Raw genomic sequence first — 17,811 nt, forward strand, 5'->3', positions numbered from 1 at the left:
TTAGATAAAAACAGTTAATAACAATAAAGACGAGGATGTAGGGATGAAAAAGAAACACGTCAATGCCCGGTTGATCTGCCAAGTGTCGGCTGCGGCGGCCTTGGTGCTGGCCGGTAACGCCATGGCGGCGGATGCCTTCAGTTCCGATTCGAAATGGATGACGGGCGACTGGGGTGGCGAGCGTACCAAGCTGATCGAGCAGGGTATCGACATCAAGGCCGACTACGTTGGGGAAGTCGGTGGCAACCTGAACGGTGGCTACAACGACGACAAGACCGCGCGTTACGCTGACCAGTTCGGTCTGGGCGTGGCACTCGATCTGCAAAAGCTGTGGGGCTGGGATAACACCCAGGCGAAGATCCAGCTGACCAACCGTAATGGCTACAACATCTCCAACGACCGCGTTGGCGATCCGCGTGCCGGCACCTTGAGTTCTTCGCAAGAAGTTTACGGTCGTGGCCACATGGTGCGTCTGACCCAATTGTGGATTCAGCACCAGTTCTTCGATAACAAACTCGACGTCAAGGCCGGTTACTTCGGTGAAGGCGAAGACTTCAACACCTTCCCGTGCGACTTCCAGAACCTGGCGTTCTGCGGCTCGCAAGTGGGTAACTGGGCGACCAACATCTGGTACAACTGGCCCGTCAGCCAGGCCGCGATCCGCGTGAAGTACAACATCAACGACGAGCTCTACGCGCAGATCGGTGCGTACAACCAGAACCCGTCGCAGCTGGAACACGGCAACGGCTTCAAGCTCAGCGGCAGCGGCACCAAAGGTACTGTCTTGCCGGTTGAATTGGTCTGGTCGCCGAAGGTCAACAGCCTGCCGGGCGAATACCGCGTCGGTTACTACAAGAGCACCGCCGATGCCGACGACGTTCGCGAAGACGTCAACGGTTTCGACGCTGCTACTACTGGCGACGCGTACAAAACCCACAGCAGCAAAAGCGGCTACTGGTTCGTGGCGCAACAGCAACTCACCAGCCACAACGGTGATGCTTCTCGCGGTCTGAACATCGCGGCCAATGCCACGTTCCACGACAAAGACACCAACTTCATCGACAACTATCAGTCGGTGATGTTTGTCTACAAAGGCCCGTTCGACGCGCGTCCGAAGGATGACGTCGGTATCGGCGCGGCGCGTATCCACGTCAACGACGATGTGAAGAAAAACGCCGAGCTGCTGAATGCGTCCAACGGTGTTTCGGATTACGACAACCCGGTGTTCTCGCCGATTCGTGAAACCGAATACAACTACGAGATCAACTACGGCTTCCACGTCACCAACTGGCTGACCGTACGTCCTAACCTGCAGTACATCACTCACCCGGGTGGTGTGGATGAAGTGGACAACGCATTGGTCGCTGGCCTGAAAATTCAGTCTACGTTCTAACGCGTCTGCGATAAGCTCCTCTCTATGTGCGCATATTTGCGGACAGCCAAGGCTGTCCGCTTTTTTTTGAGGGGCAGTAATCCCCGTAACAGATGAATTCGGAACCGTGGCAAATGCATGAGCATCCGCTACAACGCTTCTTCAAATCCCTGCGTGAACAACCGGTGTTCGCCTGGGAGCGCTATCAGATGCGCGACGTGTTGGTGATCGATCATCCGCTGTGTCAGGCGGTGTTCAGTCGTCAAGGCGCGCAGTTGCTGCACTTTCAGCCGCGCGGGCAAAAGCCGTGGTTGTGGTGTGCGGCGAAGTGGCCGCATGTCGGTGCGATCCGTGGTGGCGTGCCGGTGTGTTGGCCGTGGTATGGCCGTCATCCCAGCGAAAACGCCTGGCCATCGCATGGTTGGGCGCGACTGCTCGACTGGAAGTTGCTCGACAGCAGCAGCGCCGACGACGGCGTGCGCCTGCACTGGCAATTGCAGCTGTGCGACTGGCAGGTTGACCTGCATGCACATCTGGGCGAACGCATGGAATTACGCCTGAGCACCGAGCATCAGGACGACATGCCGTGCCAGTTGAGCCAGGCTTTGCATGCTTACTGGCGTATTGGCGATGTCGGTGAGATAGCGCTGTCTGGGCTCGAAGGGGCGCAGGGTTATGACCAGTTGAATCGCCAGGTTTGTCAGCAGGAAGGCGAGCTGCGGGTCGATGGCGGTTGTCAGCGGGTGTTCCAGCATGACGGCGAGTTGCAGCTCAAGGATCACGCCTGGCAGCGCGAGTTGTGCATTGATACCGGTGACAGTGCGGACACGGTGGTGTGGCATCCTGGGGCGCGGCCGTTGTTGGGTGTGAGCTGGGATGAGGTGTTGGAGTTTGTTTGCGTGGAAGCCGCGGCGGGTGGGACTGACAGCTTGCACCTGGCACCGGGGGAGAAGGCGCATTTGAGTTTGCAGGCGTGGGCGGCGGCTTAGTGTGTCAAGTACACCGCGACCCTCACCCTAGCCCTCTCCCGGAGGGAGAGGGGACCGAATGGGGGATGTTCGAGAGATGCATCGACCTGAACGAATGTCGGTGAATCCATAATCGACTCAGTGTTTCAGGTCGATGTACAGCGCAAGACACCTCGGTCGGCCCCCTCTCCCTCCGGGAGAGGGTTGGGGTGAGGGTGCTTTTGATCTTTAGTTGAACTCGTCACCCACCGGATACCGGCTCGCATTCAAACTCTCTTTGATCTTGCGCAAATGCGGCTGGAAATCCACCCCGCGACGCAAGGTCATCCCGGTCGCCAGCACATCCAGCACCGTCAACTGAATGATCCGCGATGTCATCGGCATATAAATGTCGGTGTCTTCCGGCAGCGGAATATTCAGGCTCAAGGTACTCGCCTTGGCCAGCGGCGAATTCTCCGCCGTCAGGCCCAGCACCGAAGCGCCATTCTCGCGAGCAATGCGTGCCACTTCCACCAGTTCGCGAGTGCGGCCGGTGTAGGAAATGATCACGAACAGCTCACCGGTGTGCGCCACCGACGCAATCATCCGCTGCATCAACACATCAGCATGCGCGGTCACCGCGAGGTTGAAGCGGAAGAACTTGTGTTGCGCATCCAGCGCCACCGGCGCCGAAGCGCCGAGGCCGAAGAAGTGGATCTGTCGGGCCTGAATCAACAGGTCGACGGCGCGGCTGATCAGGTTCGGATCAAGTGCCTGGCAAGCGCTGTCCAGAGACGCAATGGCGCTGCCGAAAATCTTCTGTGTGTACGCCTCGGGATTGTCGTCGGCCTCGACCGCGCGACTGACATACGCCGCGCCACTGGCCAGACTCTGCGCCAGTTGCAGCTTGAGTTCGGGATAGCCGCTGACGCCGAACGAACGGCAGAAACGGTTGACCGTCGGCTCGCTCACCGAGGCTGCCTGGGCGAGGGCGGCGATGCTGAAGCGGGTGGCCTGCTGCGGGTTGAGCAGGATCACCTCGGCGACTTTGCGTTCGGCCTTGTTCAGGTCTTCAAGGCGACTCTGGATCTGTTCCAGTAAATTTCGCACGCGGTCCATATGGAATTCCTAATTCACCTGCGCAAAGGTGCGCCGGGCTATGCAAATTGGGCCTTTGATATGGCCGGTAACGGTGGCCTATCCTACTGATGCGTCCGAGCGACCACCACTCGGAATCTGTATTTTGCGAAAATGTTGTGGTTATTACTACATTTTCCCTTGAGTGATGCCTTGAAAAAAGGTATTTGTAGCTTAACTTGATAAAAGAACAAACATCATGCCTTCGATTACGGTTGAACCGTGCACCTTTGCCTTGTTCGGCGCGCTTGGCGATCTGGCCCTGCGCAAGCTGTTTCCTGCCCTTTATCACCTCGATGGCGCCGACCTGCTGCACGAGGACACGCGCATCATCGCGCTGGCCCGTGAAGAAGGTTCCGAGCAGCAGCACATGGCGTTCATCGCCGCCGAACTGCGCCGCTATGTGGGCAAAGAGCTGGACGAGGCCGTCGCCGAGCGTTTTCTCGCACGCCTGACCTACCTGCACGTCGACTTCCTCAAATCCGAAGATTATGTGGCGCTGGCCGAACTGGCCGGCAGCACGCAACGCATGATTGCCTACTTCGCCACGCCGGCCGCGGTGTACGGCGCGATCTGCGAGAACCTGGCGAAAGTCGGTCTGGCGGAAAACACTCGCGTGGTGCTGGAAAAACCGATCGGCTCCGACCTCGAATCGTCGCGCAAGGTTAACGACGCCGTGGCGCAGTTCTTCCCGGAAAACCGCACCTACCGCATCGACCACTACCTGGGCAAAGAAACCGTCCAGAACCTGATCGCCCTGCGTTTCGCCAACAGTCTGTTCGAAACCCAGTGGAACCAGAATTACATCTCCCACGTGGAAATCACCGTGGCCGAGAAGGTTGGCATCGAAGGCCGTTGGGGCTATTTCGACAAGGCCGGCCAACTGCGCGACATGATCCAGAATCACCTGTTGCAACTGCTCTGTCTGATCGCCATGGACCCGCCGGCCGACTTGTCCGCCGACAGCATCCGTGACGAGAAAGTAAAAGTGCTCAAGGCGCTCGCGCCGATCAGCCCGGAAGGCCTGACCACTCAGGTGGTGCGCGGCCAGTACATCGCCGGCCACAGCGAAGGCAAATCCGTACCGGGTTACCTCGAAGAACCGAACTCCAACACCCAGAGCGACACCGAAACCTTCGTCGCTCTGCGTGCCGATATCCGTAACTGGCGTTGGGCTGGCGTGCCGTTCTATCTGCGTACCGGCAAGCGCATGCCGCAGAAACTGTCGCAGATCGTCATTCACTTCAAGGAACCGTCGCACTACATTTTTGCGCCGGAACAACGCCTGCAGATCAGCAACAAACTGATCATCCGCCTGCAACCGGACGAAGGCATTTCCTTGCGCGTGATGACCAAAGAGCAGGGCCTGGACAAAGGCATGCAACTGCGCAGCGGCCCGCTGCAACTGAATTTCTCCGACACCTGGCGTAGCGCGCGGATCCCCGACGCCTACGAACGGTTGTTGCTGGAAGTGATGAACGGCAATCAGAACCTGTTTGTCCGTAAAGATGAAATCGAAGCCGCGTGGAAATGGTGTGACCAGCTGATCGCCGGGTGGAAAAAATCCGGTGACGCGCCCAAGCCGTATGCGGCCGGGTCGTGGGGGCCGATGAGCTCCATTGCATTGATCACGCGGGACGGGAGGTCGTGGTATGGCGATATCTGATGTGCAACTGCCGGCGGGCGTAAGTGCCCACGAATTCAACAGCCCGGCGCTGTTGGCCGAAGGTTTGGCGCTGAACGTTGCCAAACAACTGAGCGAAGCCATTGCTGCGCGCGGCAACGCGGTGCTGGTGGTGTCGGGCGGTCGTAGCCCGGTGGCGTTTTTCCAGCACCTGGCCAAGCAGGAACTGGACTGGTCGAAGGTCGTCGTGACCCTCGCCGACGAGCGTTGGGTACCGGTTGAACACGCTGACAGCAATGCCGGTTTGCTCAAGCAATACTTGCTCAAAGGCCCGGCGGCGAAAGCGCAGTTCCTCAGCCTTTATAGCGCGGCGGCGAACGTCGAGCAGGCTGCTGAACAGGCTGACCGTTTGCTCGCTGAACTGCCGCCGATCGACGTGCTGGTGCTGGGCATGGGTGATGACGGTCACACCGCGTCGCTGTTCCCCGACAGCCCGAACCTGGCCGAAGCCCTGCAAGCCGATGGCACCCGCCGTTGCTGGCCGATGCTGGCGCCGAGCGTGCCGCGTCAGCGCCTGACCATGAGCCGTGCGCTGCTGGCCTCGGCCAAACACAAGATTCTGTCGATTTCCGGTCAGTCGAAACTGATCACCCTGAATGCCGCACTGGCATCCGATGACGTCGCCGCCATGCCGGTGCGCGCGTTTCTGCAACCTACGTTAGAGATTTACTGGTGCCCATGAGCCAAGGAACAGCCGCTATGACAACCCCATCCCCGACCGTTTCCATGGCGGACAAAGTTGCCCTGTTCGACAGCCTCTGCGCCTAGGCGCGGATCTTGCCGGTGATCACCATCGCTCGCGAACAGGACGTGCTGCCGCTGGCCGACGCCCTGGCCGCCGGTGGTCTGACCGCGCTGGAAGTGACCCTGCGTTCGCAGTTCGGCCTCAAGGCCATTCAGATCCTGCGCGAGCAGCGTCCGGAGCTGATGACCGGTGCCGGCACCGTGCTCGATCGCAACATGCTTGCGGCGGCCGAAGCCGCCGGTTCGCAATTCATCGTCACCCCGGGCATTACCCGTGATTTGCTCGAAGCCAGTGTCGACAGCCCGATTCCGCTGTTGCCGGGCATCAGCAACGCCTCCGGCATCATGGAAGGCTATGGTCTGGGTTATCGCCGCTTCAAGCTGTTCCCGGCGGAAGTCAGCGGTGGCGTAGCAGCGATCAAAGCCCTTGGCGGGCCGTTCGGCGAAGTGAAATTCTGCCCGACTGGCGGCGTCGGCCCGGCCAACATCAAGAGCTACATGGCGTTGAAAAACGTCATGTGCGTGGGCGGTAGCTGGATGCTCGATCCGGAGTGGATCAAGAACGGCGACTGGGCCCGTATTCAGGAATGCACCGCCGAGGCGTTGGCGCTGCTGGACTGATTGTTACCAGACACTTCGTTGTGTGTTCTACGGCTTTACGGTGCGCTCGGTCGGTGCACCGTTTTTTTTGTCTTGAAGAAAGTGCGAGGACATCACGCGATACATAGTTACCGCACAGCCGCGTTTGCGTGGCGCTAATCTGCGTTCATCTTACGGAAGAGAGAACGCCTCATGGACGACCATCAATCTGTCGCTTTAATACCTAACCCAGTACATCAACCGGGACCGCAGCCCGGCAGCTCAGTCTGGCGCGAAACGCCGGCAAAGGTGCGCAACATCAGCCATGGCGTAGAAGGTTCGCCCCTGGTGTTGCGTCTGGCCCTGGTCGATGCGATGACCGGTGAGCCGGTGGTTGGCGCGTTGGTTCGGATCGAACAGCACATTGGCGCCGATACACTGTGTGGCACGCAGGCGACCGACAGCCAAGGCATCGTGCGCTTTACCAGTATTTATCCGGATCAGCAGTCGGGCGGTGCTACATGCATCGCCATGTCGGTGGGCATTGCTGGTGATGATCAATCCCCACAGGCACGTCACGAGGCCTGGACAGGACAGCTGCATCTGCCCAGTGCTTGCCGCTGTGAACCCCCCGGGGATGCCGCCTCGCGGTTGGTGTTGCAACCGATTGGTGGTGAAGGCCTGGAGGACGGCTACTTCGGCAGCCTGACCATCGGCGTCGACACTTTTGCGGTGTCGTCGCAGATCGGCCTTGCGGGCTTCGAAAAATGCACGGGGGCGGTGTTTTAGCGCAGCTCGTCCAGTGCACGCACCAGCAACTGCATATCGGCGGCGGTGGTGGTCAGCCCCGGCGTGATGCGGATGCTCGGGCCGCTGGCGGCGCCGTTGCGCACCACGGTGAACAGGTTGTAATCGTTGAGCAGGCGCTCGGCCATCGCTTGTTGATCGTCGTGCCGGGTGAAGCGCAGCGATGTGATGCCGCAATACAGCCGAGGATCGTCAGGTGTCATCACCTCGATGCCCGGCAAGTTCCGCACCGCGCGGACCCACAAGTTGCGCAGATAATTCAGGCGAGCGCCTTTGGCCGGTGCGCCGCCGAGCGAGCGGTGCTCTTCGAACACCAGCGGCAAGGTCATCAGCGCCGGAATGTTGGGCGTGCTGTACGAAGTGCGCGAGCGAATGTCATTCACCGTGTAATGCATTTCACCCATGTCCGGATCGATATCGGCCAGGCGTTGTGGCGCGATATAGAGGAAGCCGAGGGTGAGTGGCGCGCCGATCCATTTGTGCAGGTTGAATCCGGCGAAAGAGATGCCCAGCGCCTCAAGATCGAACTCGATCTGTCCAAGTGCATGGGCGCCGTCGAGGATGACATCGACGCCATGCTCTTTGGCGAGCGCGGCGATGGCTTGCACCGGCATGACCAGACCGGTGCGGTGAGTGACGTGAGTCAGGGCCATCAGCTTGATTTTCGGATAACCAACGAAGGCTTCGCGGTAAGTCTCCACCAGGCTGTCGTAGCTCGCCGGGTGCGCATGTGCGATCTCGATCACTTCGGCACCGCGATGTTTGGCCAGCCAGCGCATGGCGCCTTTGACCGTGTCGTATTCCAGGTCACCGATCAGCACCTGATCGCCCGGCTGCAGCCGGTTGTAGTTGCGGATCAGCGATTGCAGGCCTTCAGTCGCGTTGCGGGTGAACGCCACGCTCTGCGCGCGCACGCCGATCAGCTCGGCCAGTTGCGCGCGAATGTCGAGGTTGTCGTGCTGTTCGAAACGCTGGCGTACATACACCGAGTTACTGGTGTTGATCAGCTCGATATTGCGCTGGTATTCCTCGATCACCGTGCGCGACATGCGCCCGAAGTAACCGTTTTCCAGGTTCACGGGGCCGGGTTGAACGTCGTAACGATCAGCGAATGTCTCCCAGAAGACTTCGTCACGGGCGCGGCGGGTGTTATCGGGCATGGTCGGCTAACTCAGGAAGAGGAGGGCGCTTCAGTGGCGCGGGGCAGGCTTGCCGTGTTTGGCGCGCAGCGGTTCGAGCAAATCCGACAGGCCGTTATGGTCGATTTCCTGCATCAGCGCGAGCAAACCACCGAGTTCGCCGTGCGGGAAACCTTCGCGGGCAAACCAGTTCAAGTACGGCCCTGGCAGGTCGGCAATGATCCGGCCCTTATACTTGCCGAAAGGCATTTCTCGCGTGATCAGCAGTTCGAGTTTTTCGGGATTCATCAGGGTTTTCGTCTGGCTTCAAAACAATCAGGAAAATACAGGCATTCTGCATGCAGGCCAAATGACAGATCATGCAAATAACCGTGATACAGATAGTTCATTTATATTTAAGTCATTGATATATAACGATTTTATGTAAACAAAAAAGCTGGCATGCACACTGCAATATCCCTTGCATCTTCAACCAATCGCAAGGAATTGAAAAATGACCGACATGAATAAAGAAGCCATCTCTGTACTCAATGACCTGATTGAAACCAGCAAGGACGGTCAGGAAGGGTTCAAGACTTGCGCTGAAGACATCAAACATCCAGAACTGAAAACCCTGTTTGTCACTCGCTCTGCCGATTGCGCCACCGCTGCTGCGGAACTGCAAGCCGAAGTTCGCAAGCTGGGCGGCGATCCGGAAACTTCCACCAGCGTCAGCGGTGATCTGCACCGTCGTTGGGTCGACGTCAAAGCCATGTTCACCGGCAAGGACGAAGAGGCTGTGTTGAACGAAGCCGAGCGCGGTGAAGACCATGCGCTGAAGGCTTATCGTGAAGCCATCGAGAAGATCAACAAGCATAACCTGGTGGGTATTCGTGATCTGGTTGAACGTCAGTATCACGGCGTACAACGCAACCACGACCAGGTGAAAGCCCTGCGTAACCAGGCTCGCGCACGTTCGTAAGCATTTGCCGGGTACAAAAAACGCCAGCTAGTCTGGCGTTTTTTTATGGGGCTGGGAAAAGCAGAAGCAGAAGCAGAAGCAGAAGCCCCTCACCCTAGCCCTCTCCCGGAGGGAGAGGGGACTGATTGGGGTGGATGTTGGGGATAGACCGACCTGAAATATCCAGTCGAACTCGGGATTTGAATTCCACATAGATCGGCTCCCTTTCCCCCTTGCCCCCCTGGGGGAGAGGGCTGGGGTGAGGGGGAAAAGCTCTATCTGACACACCACAAATCAATCAGCCAATGCTGATCGCCGGCAGAGTAGGCAGCGTCACCGTCTGCTGCTTGCGCGGTGCGAGGATTTCAGCCTCACCATCCACCACCAACTCATCACGCTGATTGAACACACGGGTGGCAATGCGCACACGAAACTTCGGCAGCTTCTCGAGAATCTCCAGACGCACGGTCAACGTGTCGCCAATCTTCACCGGCTTCTGAAAGCTCATCTGCTGACCGATATAAATAGTGCCCGGCCCAGGCAGTTCGCAAGCCACTGCAGCACTGATCAACGCACCGCTGAACATGCCGTGAGCGATGCGCTCCTTGAACATGCTCGCGGCAGCAAACTCGGCGTCCAGATGCACCGGGTTGTGGTCGCCCGACATCGCGGCAAACAGTTGAATGTCGCGCTCTTCAACAGTCTTGCTGTAGCTGGCGGTCTGGCCGACTTCGAGGGCTTCGTAAGGGATGTTGGTAACCTGGGTCATCGGTCTCGATTCCTGTGACGGATTCAGTGAATCCACAAAAAACTATTCGCTGCGATGAGGGCGCGGATGGCTCAGGGCCTGATCGATCCAGGCCAGCACATCCGCAGTCACTTCGTCGCGGTTGGTGTCATTGAACAATTCGTGCCGCGCCTGCGGGTAGATCTTCAGTTGCAGGTGCTGGCTGCCGGCCGTGCGCAGCGCATTGGCCAGATCTGTCAGACGCTTGCCTTCACTCACCGGATCACATTCGCCGCCGATTATCAGCAGCGGCAGGCCCGGGTCGATCTGGGCGAGATTGGACGCTTTGCTGATCTGCTGCAAGCCGCCGAGCAAGTCGATCCACAGTTGATTGGTGCAGCGAAAGCCACACAGTGGATCGGCAGCGTATTTGTCGACCTCGGCCGGGTCGCGACTCAGCCAGTCGAAGCGTGTGCGTACCGGTTTGAATCTGTTGTTGAACGAGCCGAATGAAAGCCATTCGATCAGCGCACTGCGGCCCTTGCCACCCTGACGCAGTTTTTCCAGACGGGCGATCTGTCGCGCAGCGCCGTACAGCGCCACGGGCTGAAAGTTTGAACCACTGAGAATCGCCCCGTGCAGGCTGGCGCTGTGATGCAGCAAATAACCCTGGGCGATGTAGCTGCCCATGCTGTGCCCCAGCAGAATGATCGGCACGCCGGGATGCTGCTGGCCGATGTGCTGGTTGAGGCTGGCCAGATCGCCGAGCACTTTGCACCAGCCATCATCATCGGCGAAGTGGCCGAGGGTACCGTGATTGGCGGTTTTGCCATGTCCGCGTAAATCCGGCGCGTACACGCCATATCCTTTGTCGCAAAACGTGTCGGCCAGTCGCGCGTAGCGGCCACTGTGTTCCGCCATGCCATGGGCCAGCAGGATCACCGCTTTCAACGGCGCCGCCGGCAGCCATTGATTGACGAACAGGCGGCTGCGGTCACTCGCGTCCAACCATAAGGTGTCGTGGATCATGGCGATTCCTTTGCTCAGAGTCGGATCATTGTATAGCGCGTCTGATCAGCCCACGCCACGGCAGGAAGATTCACACGATCAATGACGGCTTTGTCCATATTTGCCTCAATGGCCATAGCTGCTAGTGTCCGTGAAGCTCCGCTTTTTCAGAAATGACAGAAAGCGGCCCCGGATCGGCTCAGGTAAAGAGGACAAGAACAATGCAACCTGATTTCTGGAACGACAAACGCCCGGCCGGCGTACCGCTGGACATCGACATGGGTGAGTTCAAGTCGGTGATCGAGGTGTTCGAACGTTCCTGCAAAAAGTTCGCCGACCGCCCGGCATTCAGCAACATGGGCATCACCCTGACTTACGCCGAACTCGAGCGCCAGAGCGCTGCGTTCGCCGGTTACCTGCAAGCGCATACCGATCTGGTGCCGGGCGATCGCATCGCCGTGCAGATGCCTAACGTCCTGCATTACCCGATTGCCGTGTTCGGTGCCTTGCGCGCCGGTCTGATCGTGGTCAACACCAACCCGCTGTACACCGCACGGGAGATGCGCCACCAGTTCAAGGATTCCGGCGCACGAGCATTGGTGTACCTGAACATGTTCGGCCAGAAGGTCCAGGAAGTGCTGCCCGACACCGACATTCAGTACCTGATCGAAGCGAAGATGGGCGATCTGATGCCCACCGCCAAGGGCTGGCTGGTCAACACCGTGGTCAGCAAAGTGAAGAAAATGGTCCCGGCGTATTCGCTGCCCCAGGCGATTTCCTTCAAGAGTGCGTTGCGTATGGGCCGTGGCCTGGGCATCAAGCCTTTGAAGGTCAGCCTCGACGACATCGCCGTGCTGCAATACACCGGCGGCACCACCGGGCTGGCGAAAGGCGCGATGCTCACCCACGGCAATCTGGTGGCGAACATGCAGCAAGTGCGCGCCTGTCTCGCCCAACTCGGCCCGGACGGCCAGCCGCTGCTGCGCGAAGGCCAGGAAGTGATGATCGCGCCGCTGCCGCTGTATCACATCTATGCGTTCACGGCGAACTGCATGTGCATGATGGTTTCCGGCAACCACAACGTGCTGATCACCAACCCGCGCGACATCGCCGGCTTCATCAAAGAGTTGAAGAACTGGCGCTTCTCGGCGCTGCTGGGCTTGAACACCTTGTTTGTGGCGCTGATGGAACACGCGGATTTCAAGACCCTCGATTTCTCCAGCCTCAAGCTCACCAACTCTGGCGGCACCGCGCTGGTCAAAGCCACCGCCGAACGCTGGGAGCAGATGACCGGTTGCCGTATCACCGAAGGCTATGGCCTGACCGAAACGTCGCCGGTGGCCTGCACCAACCCGTACGGCGATCAGTCGCGGCTGGGCACGGTCGGTTTGCCGGTGCCGGGCACCTTGCTCAAAGTCATCAACGATGACGGTGTCGAGCAGCCGATGGGCGAGCGCGGCGAGTTGTGCATCAAGGGCCCGCAGATCATGAAGGGTTACTGGCACAAGCCTGAAGCCACGGCCGAAGTGCTGGATGCAGAGGGTTGGTTCAAGTCCGGCGATATCGCGGTGATCGATCCGGACGGTTTCGTGAGAATCGTCGATCGCAAGAAGGACATGATCATCGTCTCCGGTTTCAACGTGTACCCGAATGAAATCGAAGACGTGGTGATGGCGCACCCGAAAGTCGCCAACTGTGCGGTGATCGGTGTGCCGGACGAGCGTTCGGGGGAGGCGGTGAAGCTGTTTGTGGTGGCGCGGGAAACCGGGGTCAGCCTCGAAGAACTCAAGGCCTACTGCAAAGAGAATTTCACCGCGTACAAAGTGCCGAAACACATCGTGTTGCGTGAGTCATTGCCGATGACGCCTGTCGGGAAAATTCTGCGGCGTGAGTTGCGCGATATCGCCTGACGGTTAAAAGCAAAAAGATCGCAGCCTTCGGCAGCTCCTACCTCGGAATGCATTTCCTGTAGGAGCAGCCGAAGGCTGCGATCTTTTGCTTTACGTCCCCGAAAACCGGGGCTTTCAAGGTTTTATAGGATTTTTGCTCTAAAATGACTGCTGGGTAGTCTTGAGTCATGATAATGACTGTAGGGGCCGCTTTTGGCTCTAGTCGACCCTTGGCAAAGCTGCTACTCTCGGCGCGCTTTGTGACTTCTCGGCCTCTGTAAAAGCCAGATTCACCAATACCAAACACACACCAATAATAATCGCATCAAATGCGGTGAAGAATTCGCGTTGCTGAGGAGTGGGCTTCCATGATCGAAGACTTTTGGAAGGATAAATACCCGGCTGGAATTGCTGCCGACATCAATCCGGACGAGTATCCGAACATTCAGGCAGTGTTGAAGCAATCCTGCCAACGCTTCGCCAACAAACCGGCATTCAGCAACCTGGGCAAGACAATCACCTACGGTGAATTGTACGAATTGTCCGGTGCGTTTGCCGCGTATCTGCAACAGCATACCGATTTGCAGCCCGGTGATCGAATCGCCGTGCAACTGCCCAACGTTCTGCAGTACCCGGTGGCCGTCTTCGGTGCGATTCGCGCCGGGCTGATCGTGGTCAACACCAACCCGCTGTACACCGCGCGGGAAATGGAACACCAATTCAACGACTCCGGCGCTAAAGCCCTTGTTTGCCTGGCGAACATGGCGCACCTGGCCGAAGCCGTGGTGCCGAAAACCGGCGTCAAACACGTTATCGTCACTGAAGTCGCCGACCTGCTGCCGCCGATCAAGCGCCTGCTGATCAACAGCGTCATCAAGTACGTGAAGAAAATGGTGCCGGCCTATCACTTGCCAAAAGCCGTCAAGTTCAACGACGTGCTGAGCAAGGGCCAGGGCCAGCCGGTGGCCGAAGCCAATCCGGACAGCGGCGACGTTGCGGTGCTGCAGTACACCGGCGGCACCACCGGCGTGGCCAAAGGCGCGATGCTGACCCATCGCAACCTCGTCGCCAACATGCTGCAGTGCAAAGCGCTGATGGGCTCCAACCTCAATGAAGGTTGCGAAATCCTGATCACGCCGCTGCCGCTGTACCACATCTATGCGTTCACCTTTCATTGCATGGCGATGATGCTGATCGGCAACCACAACATCCTGATCAGCAACCCGCGCGACCTGCCGGCGATGGTCAAGGAACTGTCGAAGTGGAAGTTCAGCGGTTTCGTCGGTTTGAATACCTTGTTTGTGGCGCTGTGCAATAACGAAGGTTTCCGCAAGCTGGATTTCTCGGCGCTGAAAGTCACCTTGTCCGGCGGCATGGCCTTGCAACTGGCCGCTGCCGAGCGCTGGAAAGCGGTCACCGGTTGCGCCATCTGCGAAGGTTACGGCATGACCGAAACCAGCCCGGTGGCCACGGTCAATCCGATCCAGAACATCCAGATCGGCACCATCGGTATTCCGGTGCCATCGACCCTGTGCAAAGTCATCGACGATGCCGGTGTCGAGCAGCCGCTGGGTGAAATCGGCGAACTGTGCGTCAAGGGCCCGCAAGTGATGAAGGGCTACTGGCAGCGTCAGGAAGCCACCGATGAAATGCTCGACAGCGAAGGCTGGCTGAAGACCGGTGATATCGCGCTGATCCAGCCGGACGGCTACATGCGCATTGTCGATCGCAAGAAAGACATGATTCTGGTCTCCGGTTTCAACGTCTACCCGAACGAGCTGGAAGACGTGTTGGCGACCCTGCCGGGCGTGTTGCAGTGCGCGGCCATCGGCGTGCCGGACGAGAAGTCGGGCGAGGCGATCAAGATTTTCATCGTCGCCAAACCGGGCGTCACGCTGACCAAGGAAACGGTGATGGAGCACATGCGCGCCAACGTCACTGGCTACAAGGTGCCGCGTTCGGTGGAATTCCGCGATGCGCTGCCGACCACCAACGTCGGCAAGATCCTGCGCCGCGAGTTGCGTGATGAAGAGCTGAAGAAGATCAAGGCCAAGTCCGCCGCTTAAAACACGAAGCCCCGCAGATGCGGGGCTTTTTGTTGGTGCAGGCTGTAGATTTGCAGTGCCTGGTAAATCTACCCCTTCACCCAACCCTCTCCCCCAGGGGGGGCGAGGAGGAAGGAAGCCGATCGGGGGGGGCTTTTCAGAATCTGAGTTCGACTCGATATCTCAGGTCGGTGTAGCTCATCCAGACACCTCGGTCAGTCCCCTCTCCCTCCGGGAGAGGGCTAGGGTGAGGGGAAGGGGGCTGAACAAATCCTACTGTCGAAACGGCGCGAAATTCACGTTGGTCCCCGCCGGACGCATGTCTTGCAGATACGAATCCTTGTCCGCACTCAGCTCCAGACTCAGCGCCGCCTTACGCTTGCCTTCGTTACGAATCACCAGGCCCTCAAGCTTTTCGCGGAGGAAAACCGTCGGCACTTTCAGGTGCAGCAGTTCATCGGTAGCCGGGGTGTGCATCAGCAGGTGAATCCACTCGTACTGACCGATCGCCAGTCGCGACACCGGCAGGTCGAACCACCAGATGTTGCGGTTGCGGTTCAGTTCGGCGAAGTGGCAGTTGTTGGTGCCGAGCACGGCGCCGCCCAGTTCCTTGTTGCGACGGGCGATGGCCTGCGTTTTATCGAGTTTCATAACATTCCTGCGGTATCGGTTCACTGGCGCACAGCGCCCATATGGAGCGCATTCTCGGGGCTTCGCACGCAAACATAAAGCCCAACCTGCACGCCGCGACGAAATGAACCTGCGAAAATAAATGAAACTTGGCGTAAATCCGGCCAGTCAATCATTACGTACTGACTTTTCCCCCTTAATGCACCAAGGAGAAACACCATGAGTAGCACAGGCGATAAAGTAAAAGGCATGGCCAACGAAGCGGTCGGCAACGTCAAGCAAGGCGTCGGTAAAGCCACCGACAACACCAAGCTGCAGGCCGAAGGCAAGGTTCAAGAGAAAAAAGGCGAAGCCCAGCAAGCCGTCGGCAAAGCCAAAGACGCTGTGAAAAAAGGCGTCGACAAGGCGTAACTCAGCCTTGAACGAAAGACACGAACGGCCATCCAAGGATGGCCGTTTTTGTGTCGAAATCCTGCTGACACCCGGCAAGGTTCGCCAAACAAGCTACCTTGATGTAAAAAACGGCCCCTGAGTCGCCACGACTTCAAACCTGTACTGCGGCGAAAGGAGACGCGAATGATATTTCCAGACATGAAAGGTCTGCCCCTGCATCGGGTGATGATGCGCACGGTCACTGAATTCGTCGACGACGAAATGTCGACCTACGCCTCGGCACTGGCCTACCAGATGCTGTTCTCGCTGTTCCCGTTCATTCTGTTTCTGATTGCCTTGATCGGTTTCCTGCACCTGCCGGACTTCTTTTCCTGGCTGCGCCTGCAATCGGAACTGGTCTTGCCACCGCAAGCACTGGAGCAGGTGAATCCGGTGATCGATCAGTTGCAGCAGTCCAAGGGTGGCCTGCTTTCCGTCGGTATCGTTATCGCCCTGTATACCGCCTCCGCCGGTGTGCGCTTGATGATGAGTGCGATGAACGCCGCGTACGACGTGGTCGAAGGCCGGCCGATCTGGAAGCGTTTCCCGCTGTCGATTGTCTACACCGTCGGCATTGCCGGCATGCTGCTGGTGGCCGCCGCGCTGATGGTGCTCGGGCCGCAGGTAATGGGCTGGATCGCCGCGCAGGTCGGGCTGGAGGAGGTCATCGTCACCGTATGGACCATCGCGCGCTGGCCGGTGATCGTGATTCTGATGATGGTCGCTGTCGCCCTTATCTACTACGTCATGCCCGACGTCAAACAGGAATTCCGCTTCATTACACCCGGTTCGGTATTGGCCGTGGTGGTGTGGATCATCGCCTCACTGGGTTTCGCGTTCTACGTGAAAACCTTCGCCAACTACAACGCGATGTATGGCAGCATCGGGGCGATCATCGTGCTGTTGCTGTACTTCTACATTTCTGCCGCTGTGTTGCTGCTCGGCGCCGAGATGAACGCGGTGATCGAGCACATGTCCAGCGAGGGCAAGGATGCGGGTGAGAAAGTCCCCGGCGAACTCGATGAACATCCCAAACAACACGTCTCGGGCCTGGGCCGCGATCATTCGCTCAAGCCGGACACTGACGAAGTCTGATCATGATTCGTGAAATTCTGAAAATGGGCGACGAGCGCCTGCTGCGTATCGCCCCGCCCGTGCCGGCCGAGATGTTCGACAGCCCTGAGCTATGGCAACTGATCGACGACATGTTCCAGACCATGGAAAGCGTCGGCGGTGTCGGCCTGGCTGCGCCGCAGATCGGTGTCGATCTGCAACTGGTGATCTTTGGTTTCGAACACAGCGAACGCTACCCGGACGCTGAAGCGGTGCCGCAGACGATCCTGATCAATCCATTGATCACACCGTTGAGTCCGCTGAAGGAAGAGGGCTTTGAAGGCTGTCTGTCGGTGCCGGGTTTACGCGGTGCGGTGGAGCGTTATCAGCAGATTCGCTACGAAGGGTTTGATCCGAAGGGGGAACCGGTTGTGCGCATCGCTTCAGGTTTCCACGCCCGCGTCGTGCAGCACGAATGCGATCACCTGATCGGCCGGTTGTACCCGTCGCGCATCACCGACTTCAGCAAGTTCGGTTTTACCGAAGTGATGTTCCCGGATCTCGATCCCACTGCCGACGATTGATCCAAGACCCAGCACATATCCCTGTGGGAGCGAGCCTGCTCGCGAATGCGCAATGTCAGTGACAGATTCTGTGACTGACACACCGCTTTCGCGA

Annotated in this window: 18 protein-coding genes; 12 read left to right on the forward strand and 6 right to left on the reverse strand. The window is 58.5% G+C overall.

Translation table 11 applies throughout. The features are described from left to right. The first annotated feature begins 43 nt into the window (after positions 1–43). Positions 44–1,393, forward strand: a complete 1,350-nt coding sequence (locus tag ACIF4X_RS10280) for a carbohydrate porin (protein WP_007917870.1) — start codon at positions 44–46, stop codon at positions 1,391–1,393. A gap of 113 nt (positions 1,394–1,506) precedes the next feature. Continuing rightward, entirely contained in the window at positions 1,507–2,361 is an 855-nt protein-coding gene (locus ACIF4X_RS10285; protein ID WP_397482027.1) for a D-hexose-6-phosphate mutarotase, read from the forward strand. Between the two features lie 207 nt (positions 2,362–2,568). Here ACIF4X_RS10285 and ACIF4X_RS10290 read toward each other — a convergent pair whose 3' ends face one another. Further along, positions 2,569–3,429 (reverse strand): MurR/RpiR family transcriptional regulator, encoded by an 861-nt coding sequence (locus tag ACIF4X_RS10290; protein ID WP_171057240.1) that lies wholly within the window; start codon positions 3,427–3,429, stop codon positions 2,569–2,571. Between the two features lie 226 nt (positions 3,430–3,655). On the opposite strand from ACIF4X_RS10290, the gene zwf reads away from it, so the two are divergent. The 4 genes from zwf (at position 3,656) to ACIF4X_RS10310 (ending at position 7,252) form a co-directional block, all read left to right on the forward strand. Further along, positions 3,656–5,122 carry a glucose-6-phosphate dehydrogenase gene (gene zwf, locus ACIF4X_RS10295; RefSeq protein WP_064119140.1) on the forward strand — a complete coding sequence of 489 codons (1,467 nt, stop codon included), beginning with the start codon at positions 3,656–3,658 and terminating at the stop codon, positions 5,120–5,122. After that, positions 5,109–5,822 carry a 6-phosphogluconolactonase gene (gene pgl / locus ACIF4X_RS10300; RefSeq protein ID WP_397482028.1) on the forward strand — a complete coding sequence of 238 codons (714 nt, stop codon included), beginning with the start codon at positions 5,109–5,111 and terminating at the stop codon, positions 5,820–5,822. Before zwf ends, pgl begins: the two co-directional genes overlap by 14 nt. Before the next feature lie 92 nt (positions 5,823–5,914). Beyond that, positions 5,915–6,505, forward strand: a complete 591-nt coding sequence (locus ACIF4X_RS10305; protein WP_397482095.1) for a bifunctional 4-hydroxy-2-oxoglutarate aldolase/2-dehydro-3-deoxy-phosphogluconate aldolase — start codon at positions 5,915–5,917, stop codon at positions 6,503–6,505. Between the two features lie 267 nt (positions 6,506–6,772). Continuing rightward, positions 6,773–7,252: a hypothetical protein gene (locus tag ACIF4X_RS10310; protein WP_397482029.1), complete on the forward strand. Its 480-nt coding sequence runs from the start codon at positions 6,773–6,775 to the stop codon at positions 7,250–7,252. Here ACIF4X_RS10310 and ACIF4X_RS10315 read toward each other — a convergent pair. Then, complete coding sequence (locus ACIF4X_RS10315; protein ID WP_397482030.1) at positions 7,249–8,430, reverse strand: aminotransferase class V-fold PLP-dependent enzyme; 1,182 nt, start codon at positions 8,428–8,430, stop codon at positions 7,249–7,251. The two genes, ACIF4X_RS10310 and ACIF4X_RS10315, sit on opposite strands and share 4 nt — an antisense overlap. A 30-nt stretch (positions 8,431–8,460) precedes the next feature. Continuing rightward, the gene (locus ACIF4X_RS10320; protein ID WP_003227425.1) at positions 8,461–8,697 is read right to left on the reverse strand and encodes a DUF3820 family protein; all 237 of its coding nucleotides are present in this window, start codon (positions 8,695–8,697) and stop codon (positions 8,461–8,463) included. A gap of 205 nt (positions 8,698–8,902) precedes the next feature. On the opposite strand from ACIF4X_RS10320, the gene ACIF4X_RS10325 reads away from it, so the two are divergent. Next, a complete protein-coding gene (locus tag ACIF4X_RS10325) occupies positions 8,903–9,370 on the forward strand; it encodes a PA2169 family four-helix-bundle protein (protein ID WP_034153383.1) in 468 nt (155 codons plus the stop codon). Positions 9,371–9,647: 277 nt separating this feature from the next. Here the strand turns inward: ACIF4X_RS10325 and ACIF4X_RS10330 are convergent, their stop codons facing one another. Together ACIF4X_RS10330 and ACIF4X_RS10335 are read right to left on the reverse strand one after the other, a co-directional pair. Further along, complete coding sequence (locus ACIF4X_RS10330) at positions 9,648–10,118, reverse strand: MaoC family dehydratase (protein WP_003227420.1); 471 nt, start codon at positions 10,116–10,118, stop codon at positions 9,648–9,650. Positions 10,119–10,160: 42 nt separating this feature from the next. Further along, entirely contained in the window at positions 10,161–11,105 is a 945-nt protein-coding gene (locus tag ACIF4X_RS10335; RefSeq protein ID WP_397482031.1) for a lysophospholipase, read from the reverse strand. A gap of 200 nt (positions 11,106–11,305) precedes the next feature. Between ACIF4X_RS10335 and fadD2 the strand changes: the two genes are divergently transcribed. Both fadD2 and fadD1 read left to right on the forward strand, forming a co-directional pair. Further along, on the forward strand, positions 11,306–12,994 hold the full coding sequence (gene fadD2, locus ACIF4X_RS10340; protein ID WP_116029959.1) for a long-chain-fatty-acid--CoA ligase FadD2: 1,689 nt from the start codon (positions 11,306–11,308) through the stop codon (positions 12,992–12,994). A 347-nt stretch (positions 12,995–13,341) separates the two neighbouring features. After that, entirely contained in the window at positions 13,342–15,039 is a 1,698-nt protein-coding gene (fadD1, locus tag ACIF4X_RS10345; protein ID WP_077574244.1) for a long-chain-fatty-acid--CoA ligase FadD1, read from the forward strand. 252 nt (positions 15,040–15,291) lie between these two features. Here fadD1 and ACIF4X_RS10350 read toward each other — a convergent pair whose 3' ends face one another. Next, the gene (locus ACIF4X_RS10350; RefSeq protein WP_007917843.1) at positions 15,292–15,669 is read right to left on the reverse strand and encodes a hypothetical protein; all 378 of its coding nucleotides are present in this window, start codon (positions 15,667–15,669) and stop codon (positions 15,292–15,294) included. Between the two features lie 198 nt (positions 15,670–15,867). Between ACIF4X_RS10350 and ACIF4X_RS10355 the strand changes: the two genes are divergently transcribed. The 3 genes from ACIF4X_RS10355 (at position 15,868) to def (ending at position 17,717) form a co-directional block, all read left to right on the forward strand. Next, positions 15,868–16,059: a CsbD family protein gene (locus ACIF4X_RS10355; protein WP_053122994.1), complete on the forward strand. Its 192-nt coding sequence runs from the start codon at positions 15,868–15,870 to the stop codon at positions 16,057–16,059. 165 nt (positions 16,060–16,224) lie between these two features. After that, the gene (locus ACIF4X_RS10360; protein WP_397482032.1) at positions 16,225–17,175 is read left to right on the forward strand and encodes a YihY/virulence factor BrkB family protein; all 951 of its coding nucleotides are present in this window, start codon (positions 16,225–16,227) and stop codon (positions 17,173–17,175) included. 2 nt (positions 17,176–17,177) lie between these two features. Continuing rightward, positions 17,178–17,717: a peptide deformylase gene (gene def / locus ACIF4X_RS10365; RefSeq protein WP_397482033.1), complete on the forward strand. Its 540-nt coding sequence runs from the start codon at positions 17,178–17,180 to the stop codon at positions 17,715–17,717. Positions 17,718–17,811: the final 94 nt, after the last annotated feature.

The organism is Pseudomonas sp. NPDC085632, from assembly GCF_044541255.1.
Classification (GTDB): domain Bacteria; phylum Pseudomonadota; class Gammaproteobacteria; order Pseudomonadales; family Pseudomonadaceae; genus Aquipseudomonas.